At 70.8% G+C, this 15,392-nt stretch carries 18 protein-coding genes and 2 pseudogenes; 9 read left to right on the top strand and 11 right to left on the bottom strand.

Annotated features, from left to right (window positions below; all coding sequences use genetic code 11):
- Positions 1-4: 4 nt before the first annotated feature.
- Genes AB0F91_RS30995 through AB0F91_RS30970 form a run of 6 tightly spaced genes read right to left on the bottom strand, consistent with a single transcriptional unit; the run spans position 5 to position 5,545 of the window.
- Complete coding sequence (locus tag AB0F91_RS30995) at positions 5-709, bottom strand: GntR family transcriptional regulator (protein WP_360603187.1); 705 nt, start codon at positions 707-709, stop codon at positions 5-7.
- Positions 709-2,145, bottom strand: a complete 1,437-nt coding sequence (locus AB0F91_RS30990; protein ID WP_360603185.1) for a UbiD family decarboxylase — start codon at positions 2,143-2,145, stop codon at positions 709-711. Before AB0F91_RS30990 ends, AB0F91_RS30995 begins: the two co-directional genes overlap by 1 nt.
- Complete coding sequence (locus AB0F91_RS30985) at positions 2,142-2,873, bottom strand: isochorismatase family protein (protein WP_360603183.1); 732 nt, start codon at positions 2,871-2,873, stop codon at positions 2,142-2,144. The genes AB0F91_RS30990 and AB0F91_RS30985 overlap by 4 nt, the downstream gene beginning before the upstream one ends.
- A complete protein-coding gene (locus AB0F91_RS30980; protein ID WP_360603181.1) occupies positions 2,870-3,853 on the bottom strand; it encodes an ABC transporter substrate-binding protein in 984 nt (327 codons plus the stop codon). Before AB0F91_RS30980 ends, AB0F91_RS30985 begins: the two co-directional genes overlap by 4 nt.
- Positions 3,850-4,554, bottom strand: a complete 705-nt coding sequence (locus AB0F91_RS30975) for an ABC transporter permease (RefSeq protein ID WP_360603179.1) — start codon at positions 4,552-4,554, stop codon at positions 3,850-3,852. The genes AB0F91_RS30980 and AB0F91_RS30975 overlap by 4 nt, the downstream gene beginning before the upstream one ends.
- Before the next feature lie 37 nt (positions 4,555-4,591).
- Positions 4,592-5,545: an ABC transporter ATP-binding protein gene (locus AB0F91_RS30970; RefSeq protein ID WP_360603177.1), complete on the bottom strand. Its 954-nt coding sequence runs from the start codon at positions 5,543-5,545 to the stop codon at positions 4,592-4,594.
- A gap of 364 nt (positions 5,546-5,909) precedes the next feature.
- Here AB0F91_RS30970 and AB0F91_RS30965 point away from each other — a divergent pair, with 364 nt between their 5' ends.
- Positions 5,910-6,104 (top strand): hypothetical protein, encoded by a 195-nt coding sequence (locus AB0F91_RS30965; protein ID WP_360603175.1) that lies wholly within the window; start codon positions 5,910-5,912, stop codon positions 6,102-6,104.
- Between the two features lie 383 nt (positions 6,105-6,487).
- Here the strand turns inward: AB0F91_RS30965 and AB0F91_RS30960 are convergent, their stop codons facing one another.
- Positions 6,488-6,802, bottom strand: a complete 315-nt coding sequence (locus tag AB0F91_RS30960; protein ID WP_360603173.1) for a hypothetical protein — start codon at positions 6,800-6,802, stop codon at positions 6,488-6,490.
- Between the two features lie 29 nt (positions 6,803-6,831).
- On the opposite strand from AB0F91_RS30960, the gene AB0F91_RS30955 reads away from it, so the two are divergent.
- The 5 genes and pseudogenes from AB0F91_RS30955 to AB0F91_RS30935 all read left to right on the top strand — a co-directional run bounded on the left by AB0F91_RS30955 (position 6,832) and on the right by AB0F91_RS30935 (position 9,669).
- On the top strand, positions 6,832-7,077 hold the full coding sequence (locus tag AB0F91_RS30955; RefSeq protein ID WP_360603171.1) for a hypothetical protein: 246 nt from the start codon (positions 6,832-6,834) through the stop codon (positions 7,075-7,077).
- 403 nt (positions 7,078-7,480) lie between these two features.
- A complete protein-coding gene (locus AB0F91_RS30950) occupies positions 7,481-7,645 on the top strand; it encodes a hypothetical protein (RefSeq protein ID WP_360603169.1) in 165 nt (54 codons plus the stop codon).
- Complete coding sequence (locus tag AB0F91_RS30945) at positions 7,642-7,878, top strand: MFS transporter (RefSeq protein WP_360603167.1); 237 nt, start codon at positions 7,642-7,644, stop codon at positions 7,876-7,878. Before AB0F91_RS30950 ends, AB0F91_RS30945 begins: the two co-directional genes overlap by 4 nt.
- Positions 7,879-7,907: 29 nt before the next feature.
- Positions 7,908-8,774: pseudogene (locus AB0F91_RS30940) on the top strand (MFS transporter).
- 4 nt (positions 8,775-8,778) lie between these two features.
- Positions 8,779-9,669, top strand: a complete 891-nt coding sequence (locus tag AB0F91_RS30935; protein ID WP_360603165.1) for an NAD-dependent protein deacetylase — start codon at positions 8,779-8,781, stop codon at positions 9,667-9,669.
- Between the two features lie 7 nt (positions 9,670-9,676).
- On the opposite strand, the gene AB0F91_RS30930 is transcribed toward AB0F91_RS30935, so the two are convergent.
- The 3 genes and pseudogenes from AB0F91_RS30930 to AB0F91_RS30920 all read right to left on the bottom strand — a co-directional run bounded on the left by AB0F91_RS30930 (position 9,677) and on the right by AB0F91_RS30920 (position 11,369).
- Entirely contained in the window at positions 9,677-9,877 is a 201-nt protein-coding gene (locus AB0F91_RS30930) for a hypothetical protein (protein ID WP_360603163.1), read from the bottom strand.
- An 18-nt stretch (positions 9,878-9,895) separates the two neighbouring features.
- Positions 9,896-10,540, bottom strand: a pseudogene (locus tag AB0F91_RS30925) (haloalkane dehalogenase); the annotation flags it as partial.
- Positions 10,541-10,550: 10 nt separating this feature from the next.
- Positions 10,551-11,369, bottom strand: a complete 819-nt coding sequence (locus tag AB0F91_RS30920) for an NAD(P)H-binding protein (protein WP_360603161.1) — start codon at positions 11,367-11,369, stop codon at positions 10,551-10,553.
- 93 nt (positions 11,370-11,462) lie between these two features.
- Here AB0F91_RS30920 and AB0F91_RS30915 point away from each other — a divergent pair, with 93 nt between their 5' ends.
- The 3 genes from AB0F91_RS30915 (at position 11,463) to AB0F91_RS30905 (ending at position 14,657) form a co-directional block, all read left to right on the top strand.
- A complete protein-coding gene (locus AB0F91_RS30915) occupies positions 11,463-11,873 on the top strand; it encodes a helix-turn-helix domain-containing protein (RefSeq protein WP_360603159.1) in 411 nt (136 codons plus the stop codon).
- A gap of 2 nt (positions 11,874-11,875) precedes the next feature.
- A complete protein-coding gene (locus AB0F91_RS30910; protein ID WP_360603157.1) occupies positions 11,876-14,281 on the top strand; it encodes a glycoside hydrolase family 2 TIM barrel-domain containing protein in 2,406 nt (801 codons plus the stop codon).
- 67 nt (positions 14,282-14,348) lie between these two features.
- Entirely contained in the window at positions 14,349-14,657 is a 309-nt protein-coding gene (locus AB0F91_RS30905) for a helix-turn-helix domain-containing protein (RefSeq protein ID WP_360603155.1), read from the top strand.
- Positions 14,658-14,692: 35 nt separating this feature from the next.
- Here the strand turns inward: AB0F91_RS30905 and AB0F91_RS30900 are convergent, their stop codons facing one another.
- Positions 14,693-15,385 carry a TetR/AcrR family transcriptional regulator gene (locus tag AB0F91_RS30900; protein WP_360603153.1) on the bottom strand — a complete coding sequence of 231 codons (693 nt, stop codon included), beginning with the start codon at positions 15,383-15,385 and terminating at the stop codon, positions 14,693-14,695.
- Between the last annotated feature and the right edge of the window lie 7 nt (positions 15,386-15,392).

Here is a 15,392-nt window from a genome sequence, read left to right as displayed (position 1 = left end):
TGACCTACACCTGACCGGACCGCTCGATCGCCCGGTAACCCCGCAGCACCAGCGAACGGCTCACCGCTGCCGCGAGCGGCGCGTCCCGGTCGGCGTAGGCGTTGACGAGGCGCTCGTGGTCGGCCACCGAGTGCAGCAGCCGGCCCGGCAGCGACAGGCTCAGGTGCCGGAAGCGGTGCATCTGCAGGCCCAGCGAGGACAGCCGCCGCTGCAGCTCGCCGTTCTGCGAAAGGCTCGCCTCCGCGTTGCGGAATCCGACGTTGTGCCAGAAGTAGCCGTGGACGTCGCCGCGTTCGGCGTCGTCGGCCAGCACCTTCTGCCAGGCGCGCAGGCCGTCGATCTCCTCGTCGGTGGCACGGGCGACCACCAGCTCGCTGACCAGCCCGTAGAGGCTGCCCCGGATCTCGTAGATCTCCCGCACCTGCCGCATGTCCACTGGCGAGACGTACGGCCGCCGCCGCGGCGGCACGATCACCAGCGACTCCCGCTCCAGCAGGAGCAGCGCCTCCCGCACCGGAGTGCGGGAGGTGCTGAACCGCCGGGCCAGCTCGGCCGAGTTGACCTCGTGGCCGGGCCGGAGCCTGCCCTCCACGATGCTCGTGGCGAGCTCGCGGAAGATCGTGAACGCGAGCGACGAGTCGCCGTCGGACCCGCGCAACGCGCTGAACAACAGCTCCTTCCGCAGGTCCTCGACGCCCGCCTCGGTCACTAGCCGAGCACCTCGGGCCAGCGCCTGGTCACCGAAGCCACCAGGTCGTCGGTCGACTCGGCCACCGCCGGGAAGTCCTTGAGTCGCTCGAACGGCCGGCACGCGTCGATCACCGCGCGGCTGTTGAACGGGATCTCGCCCGGCAGCGTGAGCGGGTCGACGCGGCTGCCCCACGTTCGCTTCATGACCTCGATGTCGAGCTCGGGGTTGGTGCGCCCGCACATCGCCCACACGACCTCGCCGAGGTCACGCGGGTTCACGTCGTGGTCCACCACCACCGTGAAGCGGTTCATGTACGCGGCGTTCGGCAGCTGCGCCGTGAGGTACGCGGCCTGGCGCGCGTGCCCCGGGTACTTCTGCTCGATCGCCACGATCAGCAGCGACCGCCCGCCGCCGGCTTCGTGCGCCCAAACGGCGCGGACGCCGGGCAGCCCCGTCTTGCGCAGCGAGTCGGTGATGATCGCGGACTTCATCACGGTGCGCATGTACGAGTAGTCGTGCGGCGGCTTGCCCGGAGGCGCCCCGAGCAGGATCGGGTCGTCGCGGTAGTAGACCTTCTCGATATCGATCGCGAGGATCGGGTCCTGCGAACCGGAGTAGTACCCGGTCCACTCGCCGAACGGGCCCTCCGGGCGCGTGTCGGCCGGGCGCACCCAGCCCTCGATCGCGATCTCCGCGTCGTGCGGCAGCGGCAGGCCCGTGACCAGGCCCGCGACCGTGCGCACCGGCGAACCGGTCATCGCGCCGACGTAGTCGTACTCCGACACGTCGGCCGGCACCTCGACGCCGGCCGCCACCAGGTAGGCCGGGTGGTGGCCGAGCGACGCGGCGATCGGCGCGCGGCCCTCGGCCTCGAACCAGCGGCGCAGGTGCTGCGCGCCGTGCTTGCCGGCCTCGATGTTCACGGTCGCCGAGCGGCCCTCGTCCTGCACCTGCATGCGGTAGGCGCCGAGGTTGATCCGGCCGGTGTCGTAGTCGCGCGTCACCACGGCGCAGCCCGTGCCGATGTAGCGGCCGCCGTCGCCCTCGTGCCAGCGCGGCACGGGGAACTTCAGCAGGTCCACCTCGTCGTCCACATGGGACAGCAGCGGGCCGTCGGCCACCGTGACCGCGCGGAACTCGCCGGCGTCGGCCGCCCATTGGCCCGGCTTCACCGCGAGGGTCTCCATCAGGTCCTCGTCGGTGTTGTCCCAGCCGAGGCCGAGCACGGAGCCGAGCAGCCGCGGGTTGCTGACCGAGCCGGAGAGCACGCGCGAGCCCGCGGAGTAGTCCTTGATGGAGTCGAACAGCATCGCCTTCGGCTTGCTGCGCCGGTAGTTGACCTGCGAGAGCGCGCCGATCTCCAGCTCCCAGTGGGCGCCCTCGATCGGCTGGACCTCGCCTTCGCGCTCGGCTTCGGCGAGCCAGCGCCGCAGGTCGGGACCGGTGTCGTTCATGCTGCTCCTCGTCGCGTGTCGGCCTGGACGTACTCGGTGGCCGCGTCGGCGGTGATCACGTCGGCGTATTTCTGGTTGAGGTCGAACAGGCTCAGCCAGTGCGAGGACTCGAACCGGTCGAAGCACAGGTCGCCGACCACGCCCACGCTGTAGCCGCGGCTGCACGCGTCGACCACCGTCGAGCGCACGCAGCCGCTGGTGGCCTCACCGACCACGAGCAGCGTGTCGTAGCCCCCCGCCCGGAGGATGGTGTCGAGCGGGGTCTCGAAGAAGCAGCTCGGGCCGATCTTCCGAAGCACGATGTCACCCTCGGCCGGGGCCACCTCGGCGACGATGGCGTTGCCGTCCACCGCACGCGGCTTCGGCGCGAGGGCCGGAGCCGGTTTGCGGTTCCAGCGCCCGTATTCCGGTGGGGTGGCGTGGAAGTACGCCACGCGCACGCCGGCGTCGCGGGCCGCCCGCAGGAACGGCGCCGTGCGGTCCACGACCTCCCAGCCCTGCGCTCCGCACGAGCTGGGCCAGTCGGCGACCGACTCCACGATGTCGGCGCGCGGCAGGCCGAGCGCGGCGTAGTAGAGGTCGACGGCCACCACCAGCGGGCGCGAGCCGAGGCCGAAGGGCGCCTGTTTGGCCCACGACGTGGCCGCGAGCACGGCCCGGTCGCGCTCGGTCAGGTACGGCGCCCAGCCGTCCTCGAACACGGCGGCGGCCGTCTTCGGCACGCTCATGCCGCCGCCAGCGTGCTGTCGATGTACTTCGTGATGTCCGCGGGCGGGGTCGACTTCGCGTTGTGCGCCGCTTCGTCGAACGCCTGCTTGATCACCTTGGGGTCCACCTCCGGGGTCTGCGACCACACCGTCAGGAAGAAGTCGTACGCGTAATTGGCGAGATCGTCGCTCTGCACCCCGCTGTACTTCTTGATCGCCTTGACGGTCTCGGCCTTGTGGCCGCGCAGGTACTGCAGCGACTCGGCTTCCGCGGCGTAGAACCGCTTCACCGCTTCGCGGTTGTTCTGCAGGAACTTGTTCTGCACCGTGTACGCGCCGAGCGGGAACTGGAGATCGGCCAGCGTTGCCAGGCGGTGTGCGCCCTTCTCGCGGCTCTGCGTGCCGTTGGGTGGCTGGGTCAGCAGCGCGGACACCGCACCGCTGCCGAGCGCGGCGACCTCGGCGGGCACGCTTTTCACGAACACCGCCTGCACGTCCTCGCGCTTCATGCCGTTGGCCTCGAGCAGGTCGGTCAGCCCGAAGTCGCTCTGCGAACCGGGCGAGGAGATCGCGACCTTCTTGCCCTTGAGGTCCTTGATGGTCTTGATGTCGGGGCTGGCCCACATCTCGAGGTTGTAGTGCGGCTCCGACATCGCGACGTACTTGAGGTCGGCGCCCTTCATGATCGCGGCGGCGGAGTCCGCCGCGACGCCAACCCCGATGTTCACGCTGTTGCTCGACAGCGCGGCCACCAGCTGGGAGCTGTCGTTGAGCCGGTTGAGCGTGACTTTGAGGCCGTGCTTGGCGAAGATGCCTTCGTCCTGGGCCACGTACAGGTCGGAGTAACCCGCGCCGAGCGCGGTGTACCCGATGGTGATCGGCAGGGCGCCGTTGGCGTCGGCCTTGACGGGCGCGGTGCCACCGCCCTTGCCGGCACAGCCGGTGAGACCGAGCGCCAGCGCCGCGGCGGCCGCGACCGCCGAGAGGATCTTCTTGTTCACTGCGAACCTGCCCAATGGGTGAAGCGGCGTTCGATCATCCGCACGGCGCCGTTGAGCAGCAGCGCGACGACGGCGAGGATGATGATGCCGGCCATGGCGTTGTCCATGTTGAAGTTCGAGGTCTGGGTCTGGACGAAGTACCCGAGACCTTGGCTCGCGAGGAACAGCTCCGCGACGATCGCGCCGACCAGCGCGCGGCCGACGGCGAGGCGCACACCGGCGAGGATGTACGGCAGCGTCGCGGGCAGTGCGATGGCGTAGAAGAACCGCAGCCGCGGCGTGCAGAACACGGTGGCCACGCGGGTGTAGTCGCGGTCGAGGTTCCGCACGCCTGCGGTGATGTTGATGATGAGCGGCAGGATCGCGGCCCAGATGATCACCAGGACGCGCGAGACGTCGCCGATGCCGAACCAGAAGATGATGATCGGCAGGAACATCACGTACGGCACGGAGTAGAGGATGTTGACCATCGGCTCGGTCATGTCGTGCAGGATCTTGCTGCGGCCCAGCACGAGACCCACCGGGATGCCGACCACGAACGTGATCAGCAGGCCCCACAGCAGTTCGAGGCCGGTCGCGCCGAGTGCGGGCCAGATTTCGCCCGAGCCGAACAGGTCGATCTCGGCCCCGACGATGCGCGTCGGGCTGCTGCTGAAGGAGACGTCGACGACGCCCGTGGCGGTACACACCTGCCACAGCACCAGGACGATGACGAGCCCGGCCGCGCCGAGCAGGCCGCTACGCCTGCGCTGAACCCAGGCGGACAGACCCCTGGACTCCGCTGCCGCGGCCGGCCCGGGCGTGCTCGGCGGCCTGGTCAGTGTTGACGCCGTTGTCATGGTTCCTCGCTGAGTCTTCCGCAGCCGCGGATTCCTGGGTGGGGTTGGGGTTCACGCTCTCGTCGGCCGGTTTGTGGTGCAGCGCCTCGAGGATCCGGTCGCCGTAGGCGAGGAACTCCGAGCTGCGCCGCCAGGCCGCGTCGCGCGGGCGGGGCGCGTCGATCTTGACCTCGAGGGCGACGTGGGCCGGGGACTGGGAGAACACGAGCACGCGGTCGGCGAGCAGCACGGCCTCGTTCACGTCGTGGGTCACGAACATCGCCGTCTTCTTGGCGCTGACGGTGTCCGCCTGCCAGATGCGCAGGAGTTCGTCCTGCAGGTTCTCGCGCGTCTGCGCGTCGAGCGCACCGAAGGGCTCGTCGAGCAGCAGCAGGGTGGGGTCGGTGGCCAGGGCCCGCGCAAGGTTCACGCGCTGTTTCATGCCGCCGGACAGCTCGTGCGGGTACTTGCCGGTCACGTGGGACAGGCCCACGATCTCCAGCAGTTCCTCGGCCCGGGCGCGGACCTGCGGCGTGAGCCGGCCCTGCACCTGCGGTCCGAAGAGGACGTTGTCCAGCACCGTGCGCCACGGGTAGAGCGAGGCGTGCTGGAACACCAGCGATCGTTCGGGGCCGGGTCCCTTGACGGCCTTGCCGCCCACCTCGAGAGCACCGCCGGCGACCGGGACCAGCCCGGCGACGGCTTCGAGGAACGTGGTCTTGCCGCACCCGCTGGGTCCGACGATGACCACGAACTCCTCGTCCATGATCTGGAGGTTGAGGTCGAGGACCGCCGTGGAGAACGCGTTGCCGCGCCGGGCCTTGTGGCCCAGCAGCAGGTCACGCGCGTCCAGACATACATTCGACGAGGTCATCGGCCGACCGCCACCCCAACCGGTCGGACTTCTGGGTTGCTCACTACTGCTCCTCCTTGCTGATGGCTGCACTGCTATTCGCAAGGTGTCGACACTTCGGGAGAGTGTCTGCTCCAGCCCAGGCTGTGTCAAGGGTCGCAGTGAGACGATCGCCATGATCGACCGAGAAAAAGATCTTTCCCGGCAAGGAAAATTCCTGGTCACGCAAGCGAAGAGGCGCGTCGATTCCCCTCGGTACGGATCGGCCCGTTATCGAGGTGTCATCACCCTGGAGCCGTCAACTGTCGACACTAGCCACTTCGTTCCACCGTCAGCGGGCCGCCCGCAGCAGCGCGGCAGCTGTGGCGAAGGCGGTTTCGAGGTCGTGGACGAAGCCGCTGAGCACGCCCACCAGCTCGACCACGGCGTCCGCCTTGTGGAGTTCGACATCCACGACAACGGCTACGCCAGCACCCACGACTACGGTATCGGGCACGGGAGCCCGGGCGACCTCGTCGACCACACCGGCAAGCCCGCGTCGGACAACCTGCGCGACTGGCTCGCCGTGGTGAACACCTGATCGGCCGCGCACACCACGGCCGCGCCGATCGTGGTGACGCTCGACCTCAAGGGCGACCTCACCGACAATACGTCGTTCGCCGCCGGCAACCTGGCCGCGGTGAACCAGGAGCTGCAGGCCGCCTTCGGCCCGCGGCGGCTGTTCGCCGCGGCCCGCCCGGCCGGCGCGACCACCGATTCGTTGCGCGGCAAGGTGCTCACGCTGCTCTCGGGCGACAGCGGCACCCGCGTCGAGTACCGCCGCGACGTCGGCTACCACCCGGCGGTGGCGGTCAACGGCCGCGGCCAGGTCGTGGAGGTGCACGACTCGGGCGCCGGTGCGCTCTGGTACTGGACCGGCACGTACGGCGCCGACGGCCGCGTGACGTGGAACCGTCGCGGCCGCTACGACAGCGGCCAGACCCCGGCGATCGCGCTCGACGACTCCGGCCGGCTCGTCGAGGTCCACCAGTCGCAGACCGCGGCCACCCTCTGGTCCCGCACGGCGAAGCTCGGCGCCGACGGCGAGCTGACCTGGTCGGCGAGCCAGAAATACGACAACGGCGTGGCCCCCACCGTCGTGTTCGGCGGCAGCGGCGTGCGCGAGATCCACCGGAGCAAGTCCTCCGCCCAGAACTGGCAGTGGCAGAGCGTGCTCGACGCATCCGGTGCCGTGACCTTGGGCGGTAACGGGAAGACGGCGGACCCGCTGTTCCCCATGGCCCTGTTCCCCATGGCCCCTGTTCCCCATGGCCATCGGCACATCGGGCACTCGCCGGGTGACCGTGTCGACCGGCGCCGACGGTCCGACACCCGCCCTGCGCTACGCCACCGACCGCGTCTCCGGAGAGCGCGTGCGCTACCCGCAGGTCGGGTTCGACGAGCACCAGAAGGGCGACCCGGCGGAGTTGCAGCAGGACGCGCTGTTCTACGCGGCGACCAACCACCCGTGGGACGCGTGGTACCAGACCTTCACCTCGGGCGCGGCCCGGTAAGCGCGACGGGCCGGGCTCCCGCACCCCGACGGTGGGAGCCCGGCCCTGTCCCCGCAAGTGCCCACGCCGATCACCGTCCCTGGCCGCCGCCCGCGGCCGTGACCGGCGCCGCACCTGGTTCCCGGTTTCACCCGGTGGTCCGCGCCCAGCGGAAAATCAATGCGGCAGCGCCACCTGCTGCGCCGCCACCGGACGCGGAACATCCCGTGCCGCAGTCCTTTGCGGCCGTTCCGCGGTGCCTTCGGCTCTTGTGCGGACCCTCGTGCAGTGCTGCTCGAACCGCTCCATCAACACGGCGGCGACCATCAGGACCACGGGTGTACCCAACGCGAACCACATGTTCTGTGAAGTACCCAGCCGCGCCGCGACCGAACCGGCTTCTGCCCCGTCCGGGGGATTCGTGTTGCCGGCCAACGAAAACGGCGTTCACGCTGCCGATTTTCGCGGCCGCGACTTCCCGTTGAGCCCCATCGTGCAGGGCATGGTCGTCTCCGGGCTGCCGGCCGGGTCGATGGCGGGCGCGAGCCTCGCGGGACGCCTGGGCAACTTCTGGGGCGGCGCCGGATGAGCCTCGGCTCGGGCGTGGTGTCCATCGTCGGCACGGTCGGCGCCGCGGTGTCGGGTGCGGCGACTTCCCCTGGTGACGTTCCGGCCGTGATGGGCATCGGTGTGGGCGTCGCGTCGGTGGTGGTGCCGATGTACCTGTCGGAGCCGGCGCCGAAGGAGGTGCGCGGCAAGCTCACCTCGCTGATGCGGCAGCTGGTCACCGTCGGCATCCTGGTCGCCTACGTCGCCGACTAGCGCTGTCGGGCTGCGGCGCGGGGCGGTGGATGATCGGGCTCGGCGTGGTGCCGGGCGTGCTGCTCGTCGTCGGGATCTACACGCAGCCCGAGCGCCCGCGCTGGCTCGCGGTCAACAAGCACGACGGACGCACGGCCCGCACGGTGCCGACCCGGCTGCGCGGCCACGAGGACGCGGCCGAGGCCGAGCTGGCCGACATCCGCGCCGAAGCTCGCGACGAGGCCGAGCGCGCGCAGCCGTTGCGGCTGCGGATGCTCACGGGCGGCCGGCTGCGGACGGTGTTCACGGTCGGGCTGCTGCTCGTGTTCTTCCAGAATGTCGTGGGCATCAACACGATCATCTACTATTCGCCGACGCTGCTGGCCAACGTCGGCTTCGGCTCGTCCGGCGCGATCCTCGCCAACGGGGGGATCTGCGCTGTGAACACGCTCATGACGCTGCCCGCGACGCGGCTGATCGACCGCACCGGCCGGCGGCCGCTGCTGCTCGTGGGCGCGCTCGGGATGTGCGCGGCGATGGTGCTGCTTGCCGTGGTCAACCTCGGCGGGATGACGAAGGGACCGCTGCTGCTCGGCGTCGCACTGTCCGGGATCGCCGGGTACGTCGCGTCGTTCTCGGTTTCGTGGGGCCGGGTGCAGTGGGTCGCGCTGCCGTAGCTGTTCCCCTTGCGGATCCGCGCGGCGGCCGTGGGCGTGTGCGTGGTCTTCAACCGGCTGTTCAACCTCGCGGGCGCGCTCGTGTTCCCGCCGCTGCTGGACGCCTGCGGGGCCGGGCTCGACTTCCGGTTCTTCGCCGTGCTGACGGCGCTCGCGTTCGCGTTCGTGGCGGCTGATGCCGGACAAGAAGGGGCGCAGCCTCGAGGACCTCGAACGCGAGCTCGTGGGTGCGTAAGCTGATCGGGTGCGGACACGACCGACCCTGACCTGGACCGGCACGGGCGAACCGCTCCCGCGCACCAGAAGCGTCGCCGAGGTGGCCGAGGTCGTCTCCCGCGGTCGCGTGGTGGTGCTGAGCGGTGCGGGGATCTCCACCGAGTCCGGCATTCCCGACTACCGCGGCGAGTCCGGCAGCCTGCGCCGGCACACCCCGATGACTTACGACGAGTTCACGACCAGCGTCGAGGGCCGCCGCCGCTACTGGGCGCGCAGCCACCTGGGCTGGCGCACCATCGCGCGCGCCGAGCCCAACTCCGGGCACCACGCCGTCGCGGCCCTGCGCGAAGCCGGCCTGCTGTCCGGCGTGATCACGCAGAACGTCGACGGCCTGCACCGCGCGGCGGGCACGCGCGGCGTGGTGGAGCTGCACGGCAACCTCGACCGCGTGATCTGCCTCGGCTGCCGCCGCACCACGCCGCGCGAGGAGCTCGACGACCGCCTGCGCACGGCCAACCCGCACTTCGGCGGCACCGCCACCCACATCAATCCCGACGGCGACGTCGAGCTCGCCGAGGAAGCCGTGCGCACGTTCACGCTCGTCGACTGCACCGCGTGCGCCGGTGTGCTCAAGCCCGACGTGGTCTTCTTCGGCGAGAACGTGCCGCACTCGCGGGTCGAACGCTGTTACCGCCTGGTCGACGAGGCCTCGGCGGTGCTCGTCCTCGGCTCGTCGCTCACGGTCATGTCCGGCCTGCGGTTCGTCCGTCACGCCGCGAAAACCGGCAAACCCGTCCTCATCGTCAACCGCGGCCAGACCCGCGGCGACGCGCACGCGCAGGTCCGCGTCGACCTTCCGCTGGGCGAGGCCCTGACCGACCTGGTCGACCTCGTCGGCAGACCCGCGCGCCTCGCATGACGCGGGCCTACCGCAGCCCGTGCGCACCGGCCCACGCGGAGATCGACGCGGCCAGCGCGGCGGGCTGGTCCTCCGGCGTGTGGTGCCCGGCCAGCACCGCGTGGTGCGCGTGGTCCAGCCCGGCGATCGTGTCGCGGCACCACTTCTGCAGCTCCGGCCCCAGCATCACGCCGGGCCCGGGCTCGAATGTCACGAGCAGCTTCGGCACGTCGGCGCTCGCCGCGAGTCACTCGTCGTAGCACTCGATCCGGGCGACGACGTCGGCGGGTTCGCCGTCGAGCGGCATCGCTCGCGGCCACTGCAGCAACGGCAGTCGGCTCTCGCGTGTCGGATATGGCCGCAGGTACTCCCGCAAGTCCGCCGGCGCCGGCGCGCGGGACACCGAGCCGGGCAGCAGCTCACGCAGGAACACGTTGTCGTCGAGCACCCTCCGTTCGCCGACGCCCGGGGTTTTGAGCGTCCGGAACAACTCCCGCCCCGCGGCCGGGAACTCCGCCCACGTCAGGGGCTTCACGATCGTCTCGGTGAACGCGACCCCGCGCACGCGGCCCGGATGCCGCGCCGCGAAGTCGAACGCGAGCGCACCGCCCCAGTCGTGGCCGACGAGCACCACGTCCTCGAGACCCAGGGCGTCGAACCACGCGTCGAGGTGGCGGGCGTGGTCTTCGAACGCGTATGCCAGCGGCGGTTTTCCCGAATCGCCCATGCCGATCAGGTCGGGCGCGAGCAGGCGCCCGCCTCCGACCGCGGGCAGCACCTCACGCCAGAGGTACGAGGACGTCGGGTTGCCGTGCAGGAACACGAACGGCGCGCCGCGGCCGGTTTCACGGTGGTACAGGGTCGAACCCAGCACACGAGTGAGTGGCATCCTCGTCCGTCCCTCAGCGGAAGGCGGTGACGGACTCCGCCACCCACTCGGCGAACGTCCGGGCCGGGCGGCCCAGCACCCGCCGCACGTCGGGGCTCACCCGGCGCTCGGCGGGCAGCGGCGAACCCAGCACTGCCAGCGTCGCCTCGACGATCGGCGGTGGCATGAACTCCAGCATCCCCGCGCGAGCCTCGTCCGGCGTCTGCTCGGCGAACCGGACGGGCTCGCCGAGTGCGGTGCCGATCGCCGCCGCCCGCTCACGCGGGGTCAGCGCCTCCGGGCCGGTCACCTCGTACTCGGCGCCGTCGTGCGAGTCGTCCAGTAGCGCCGCGGCGGCGACCGCCGCGATGTCCGCCGGATCGACGAACGGGAGCGCCACGTCCCCGAAGGGGGCTTCGACGAGACGCGAAGCGCGCACCGAAGGAGCCCACCCCAGGGTGTTGGTGGTGAATCCGCTCGGCCGCAGGATCGTCGCCGCCGGCACCGACGAGCGCACGAGGTGTTCGTACGCCGTGAAAAACCCGTAAGCCTCCGGCCGGGTGGCCGCGCCCTGCGAGGACAGCAGCACGAGCCGCCGCACTCCCCCGGCCTTCGCGACGTCGGCCAGCTCCGCCGCAGCCGGGCCGCCCGGGAACAGGAACAGCGCGTCGGCGCCCGCCACCACGTCGCGCAGCGATTCCGGCGCCGCCAGGTCCGCAACCCGATGCACGACGCCTTCGGGCAGTTCGGCCGGCGCCGTCCGCGACACCGCCGTCACGGGCACATCCGCCGCGGCCAGCGCCGCCACCAGCGGGCGGCCGACGTTCCCGGTCGCCCCCGTCACCACGATCATTTTCGTTACCCCAATCTTACGATCCACAGTGGTCACGAAGGTGCCGTGCGCGTCCCCCGGCCGGAAGGACGCACCTTTAAGTAAGCTCACGACATGGAGGAATGGACGCAGTTCGCGGGCCGGTCGACCCGTGACGGGTATGAGGTGTTTCACACCGACTGCCCGGCGCGAACGGTGCTCGACCACGTCACCAGCCGCTGGGGCGTGTGGGTGCTGATCGCCTTGCGGGAACGGGAACTGCGGTTCTTCGAGCTGCGCCGGAGCATCGAGGGAGTCAGCGAGAAGATGCTGGCGCAGACGCTGCGCACCCTCGTGCGCGACGGCCTCGTGTGGCGCCGGGTCGAGCCCACCACGCCGCCGCAGGTCACCTACGGCCTCACGCCGCTGGGCCGCGGCACCGGCGACCAGCTCGCGACCCTGTTCTCCTGGCTGCGCGACCACGCCGTCGACATCCTCGCCACGCAGTCGGGGTACGACGAGTCCGGCGGCCGGCAGAGCGCATAGGCATGGCGGAGGAAGAACCCGGGGACACGGCTGTCCCGAAGACCGGTCACGCCCGGCGCACGTTCCTGTTCGGCGCCGGTGCGGCCATCGCGGCTTCGGGCGCGCTCTCGGCCGCGCTGCACCACCCCGAGCCGGTGCAGGCGACCGGCGGATTCGGCGCCGACTGGCTGTTCGGCCCGTTCGTGCCCGGCTGCACCGAAGTGGACTTCGACGACCGGTCGATGACGCTGGTGTCGGTGCCCCACTGCGTCACGCCGTTGTCGTGGGAGGGCTGGCACCCGGACGACTGGCAGCACCTGTGGGTGTACCGCCAGCACTTCTCCGTGCCGCCACAGCTGCGAAAGAACCGCACGTTCCTGCGGTTCGACGGGGTCCTCAGCGCAACCACGGTGTTCCTCAACGGCCGCCGTGTCGCCTCGCAGAGCGGGGGCTACCTGCCGCTCACGTGCGAGATCACCGGGCTGCTCAGCGCCTCCGACAACGTGCTCGCCGTGGCCGTCGACGGCCGCTGGCAGCAGGACACTCCCCCGGACCTGCCGGAGTACCCGAACCCGACGGCCATCGACTTCTACCAGCCCGCCGGGATCTACCGCACGGTCAACCTCTACGGCACGCCGCAGGCGTACCTGTCCGATGTGTACGCCCAGCAGGTCGCCGTGCTCACGCCGAACCGTGCCGTGGTGGTGCACTGCACCGTCGACGCGGCGAAGGCGGTGAAGGGACCTGTGCGGCTCACGGCGACGCTGAGCCAGGCGGGCGCCGAGATCGCCACCGCGGTCACCGACATCGCGGGGCTGCGCAAGGGCGAGACGAACACCACCGTCACGCTCGAAGGCCTCGACGCGGTGAAGCTGTGGGACGTTGACGAGCCGGCGATGTGCGACGTCGTGGTCACGCTGTCGGTGGCCGGACGCAAAATCCACACCTACCCCGTGCGCACCGGGCTGCGCGACGCCCAGTTCACTGTGGACGGTTTCCACCTCAACGGCCGGCCGCTGAAGCTCTTCGGACTCAACCGCCACCAGTGGTACCCGTTCGTCGGCGGCGCGATGCCCGAGCGCGTGCAGCGGCGCGACGCCGAGATCCTCAAGAACGAGCTCAACGTCAACATGGTGCGCTGCTCGCACTACCCGCAGTCGCCCGCGTTCCTCGACGCGTGCGACGAGCTCGGGATCCTCGTCTGGGAGGAGCTACCAGGCTGGGACCACGTGGGCGACACCGCGTGGCAGGAGCTCGCGGTGCGCGACGTGCACGACATGATCGTGCGCGACCGCAACCACCCGTCGATCATCGTGTGGGGCACGCGCGTGAACGAGACGCTGGGCCAGTACACGCTCTACGGCAAGACCGACCAGCTGGCCGCCGAGCTCGACCCGATGCGGCCGTGCACCGGCGCGGTCGCCGGGCAGAAGGGCTATGTGTCGCCGCTGTATCCGGTGAAGGAGAACGGCGGCGTCTTCTCGTTCAACGACTACAGCCGCCCGCCCTCGCGCAACGCGCCTCCGCCACTGCGCCCGCCGCGCCGGGGCGTGCCGTACCTGGTGAGCGAGGCCGTGGGCACGCTCGTGGGCGCGCCGTACTTCCGCCGCACCGACGCCGCCGACGTGCAGCGGCAGCAGAGCATGCTGCACGCATGGGTGCACGAACACGCCGCGGCCGACCCACGCTACTGCGGGCTGATCGCGTGGTGCGGCTTCGACTACCCGTCCGGCTGGTACCACTCGCTGCGCGGGGTGAAGTACCCCGGTGTGGTCGACTTCTTCCGGATTCCCAAGCTGGGCGCGGGTTTCTACCGCGCGCAACGGGCCCCGTCGCGCGGTGCGGTGATCGAGCCCGCGTTCTACTGGGACTTCGGGCCCGGCTCGCCGCGGGGCGGGCCCGGCCGCAACGCACTGATCTGGTCGAACTGCGACCAGCTCGTGGTCACCGTCGCGGGCCGGCGGCCGGTCACCGCGCACCCCGACCGGGCGCGATTCGGTCACCTGAAGCACCCGCCGTTCCTGGTGAACCTCACCGTGACCGGGAACGCGCGTCCGGACCTGACGATCGAGGGCCGGGTGAAGGGGCAGACGGTGCTGCGCCGAAGGTTCAGCGCCGACCCGGCGTTCGACACGCTGGCGGTGGCCGCGGACGACGGCGCCATCACCGCCGACGGCCAGGACACCACCCGCGTCACGCTCCGGTCGGTGGACCGCTACGGCGCACCACGCCCGCACGCCCGAGGGGTGCTCAGCGTCGCGGTCGACGGGCCGGGAATCCTGATCGGCGACCCGTTCCTGGACTTCGGGGCCCTCGGCGGCGCGGCGGCGGTGTGGATCCGCTCGATGCGCGACACCCCCGGGACGATCACGGTGACCGCGTCGCATCCGTTTCTGGACACGGGATCGGCCACGATCTCCGCGGTCTGAGCCATTCGCCGGACGCGGGTACCATCGACACGGACGCCGGAGTGACACGAGAACGCCGGGAGGCGGCATGGCGCGGACGCTGACCCACACGGATCCGGCCGAGGTGAGGTTGCAGCAGGCGCTCGACGCGCTGACCGACCCCGTGCGCCGCACGATCCTGCGCGAGCTCTCGGACGGGCCGGACTTCTCACGCGCGTGCGGCACCTTCGACCTGCCGGTGTCGAAAGCGACGGCGAGTCACCACTTCGCGGTGCTGCGGTCCACGGGTCTGCTCGAACAGCTCGACCGCAGGCCGCGCCGCTACAATCGGCTGCGGCGCTCCGAGTTCGATGCGCGTTTCCCCGGCCTGCTGGACCTCGTGCTCACCGAGACCTGAGCCCCGGCCGGGGTGATCCGTCCACTTCGGACTCGTCAGTCGCGGGCCAGGCCGTCGAGCCACTTCAGCAGCAGTTGCGTCTCCTCCGGGCCGAGGGTGGTGTCCTCGGTGCGCAGGAGCGCGGCGACCTGCAGGGCCGCGGTAGGTAGCGGGGCCGTCGAGCTCTCGGTCTCGCCGGTGCCGTCCTCGGGCGTGAGGAGGCTGTCGTGCACGGCGTCGCGCACGCGCCGGGACAGCTCGGGATCGGTGTAGACCTCCGGCTGGGTGACCATGTTCAGCGCCACCCCGATGTTCGCCGACATCACGCGCTGCGCGGCGGCGTCCGGGTCGACGCGCAGGCGGCCGATGGCGGCGCAGCGCACGAGCACTTCCCGCAGCAGCCGCAACGCTTCTTGCGCGGCACTCGGGATCTCGGTGAACGCCGGGGAGTACATCAGCCGGTAGACGGCCGGGTGCTCCTGCGCGAAGGCGATGTGGGTGTCCCAGCCGTTCTTGAGGTCGGCGACCGGGTCGGCCGATGGCTCGACTTCGCGCTTGGTGGCCAGATAGCGGTCGAACCCGTGGTCCACGACGGCCGAGAGCAGGCCGTTCTTGTCGCCGAACAGGCGGTAGAGCATCGGCGCGCCGACCCCGACCGCCTCGCACACGGCGCGCGTGGAGATGTCGCGGTCGGGCGAGGCGTCGAGCAGCTTCTCTGCGGCCTCCAGCATCTGGGTACGGATGTCCATGCGTCCA

Source organism: Amycolatopsis sp. NPDC023774 (assembly GCF_040639695.1).
In the GTDB taxonomy this organism is placed as follows: Bacteria; Actinomycetota; Actinomycetes; order Mycobacteriales; family Pseudonocardiaceae; genus Amycolatopsis.
This window is presented reverse-complemented; position numbering and strand designations above follow the sequence as displayed.

Bases quoted from the DNA above. Each gene is read 5' to 3' on its own strand.
- AB0F91_RS30990 (WP_360603185.1), bottom strand. From the start codon at position 2,145: ATGAACGACACCGGTCCCGACCTGCGGCGCTGGCTCGCCGAAGCCGAG.
- AB0F91_RS30985 (WP_360603183.1), bottom strand. From the start codon at position 2,873: ATGAGCGTGCCGAAGACGGCCGCCGCCGTGTTCGAGGACGGCTGGGCG.
- AB0F91_RS30970 (WP_360603177.1), bottom strand. From the start codon at position 5,545: ATGACCTCGTCGAATGTATGTCTGGACGCGCGTGACCTGCTGCTGGGC.
- AB0F91_RS30960 (WP_360603173.1), bottom strand. From the start codon at position 6,802: ATGGGGAACAGCGGGTCCGCCGTCTTCCCGTTACCGCCCAAGGTCACG.
- AB0F91_RS30955 (WP_360603171.1), top strand. From the start codon at position 6,832: ATGGCCATCGGCACATCGGGCACTCGCCGGGTGACCGTGTCGACCGGC.
- AB0F91_RS30945 (WP_360603167.1), top strand. From the start codon at position 7,642: ATGAGCCTCGGCTCGGGCGTGGTGTCCATCGTCGGCACGGTCGGCGCC.
- AB0F91_RS30920 (WP_360603161.1), bottom strand. From the start codon at position 11,369: ATGATCGTGGTGACGGGGGCGACCGGGAACGTCGGCCGCCCGCTGGTG.
- AB0F91_RS30915 (WP_360603159.1), top strand. From the start codon at position 11,463: ATGGAGGAATGGACGCAGTTCGCGGGCCGGTCGACCCGTGACGGGTAT.
- AB0F91_RS30910 (WP_360603157.1), top strand. From the start codon at position 11,876: ATGGCGGAGGAAGAACCCGGGGACACGGCTGTCCCGAAGACCGGTCAC.
- AB0F91_RS30905 (WP_360603155.1), top strand. From the start codon at position 14,349: ATGGCGCGGACGCTGACCCACACGGATCCGGCCGAGGTGAGGTTGCAG.
- AB0F91_RS30900 (WP_360603153.1), bottom strand. From the start codon at position 15,385: ATGGACATCCGTACCCAGATGCTGGAGGCCGCAGAGAAGCTGCTCGAC.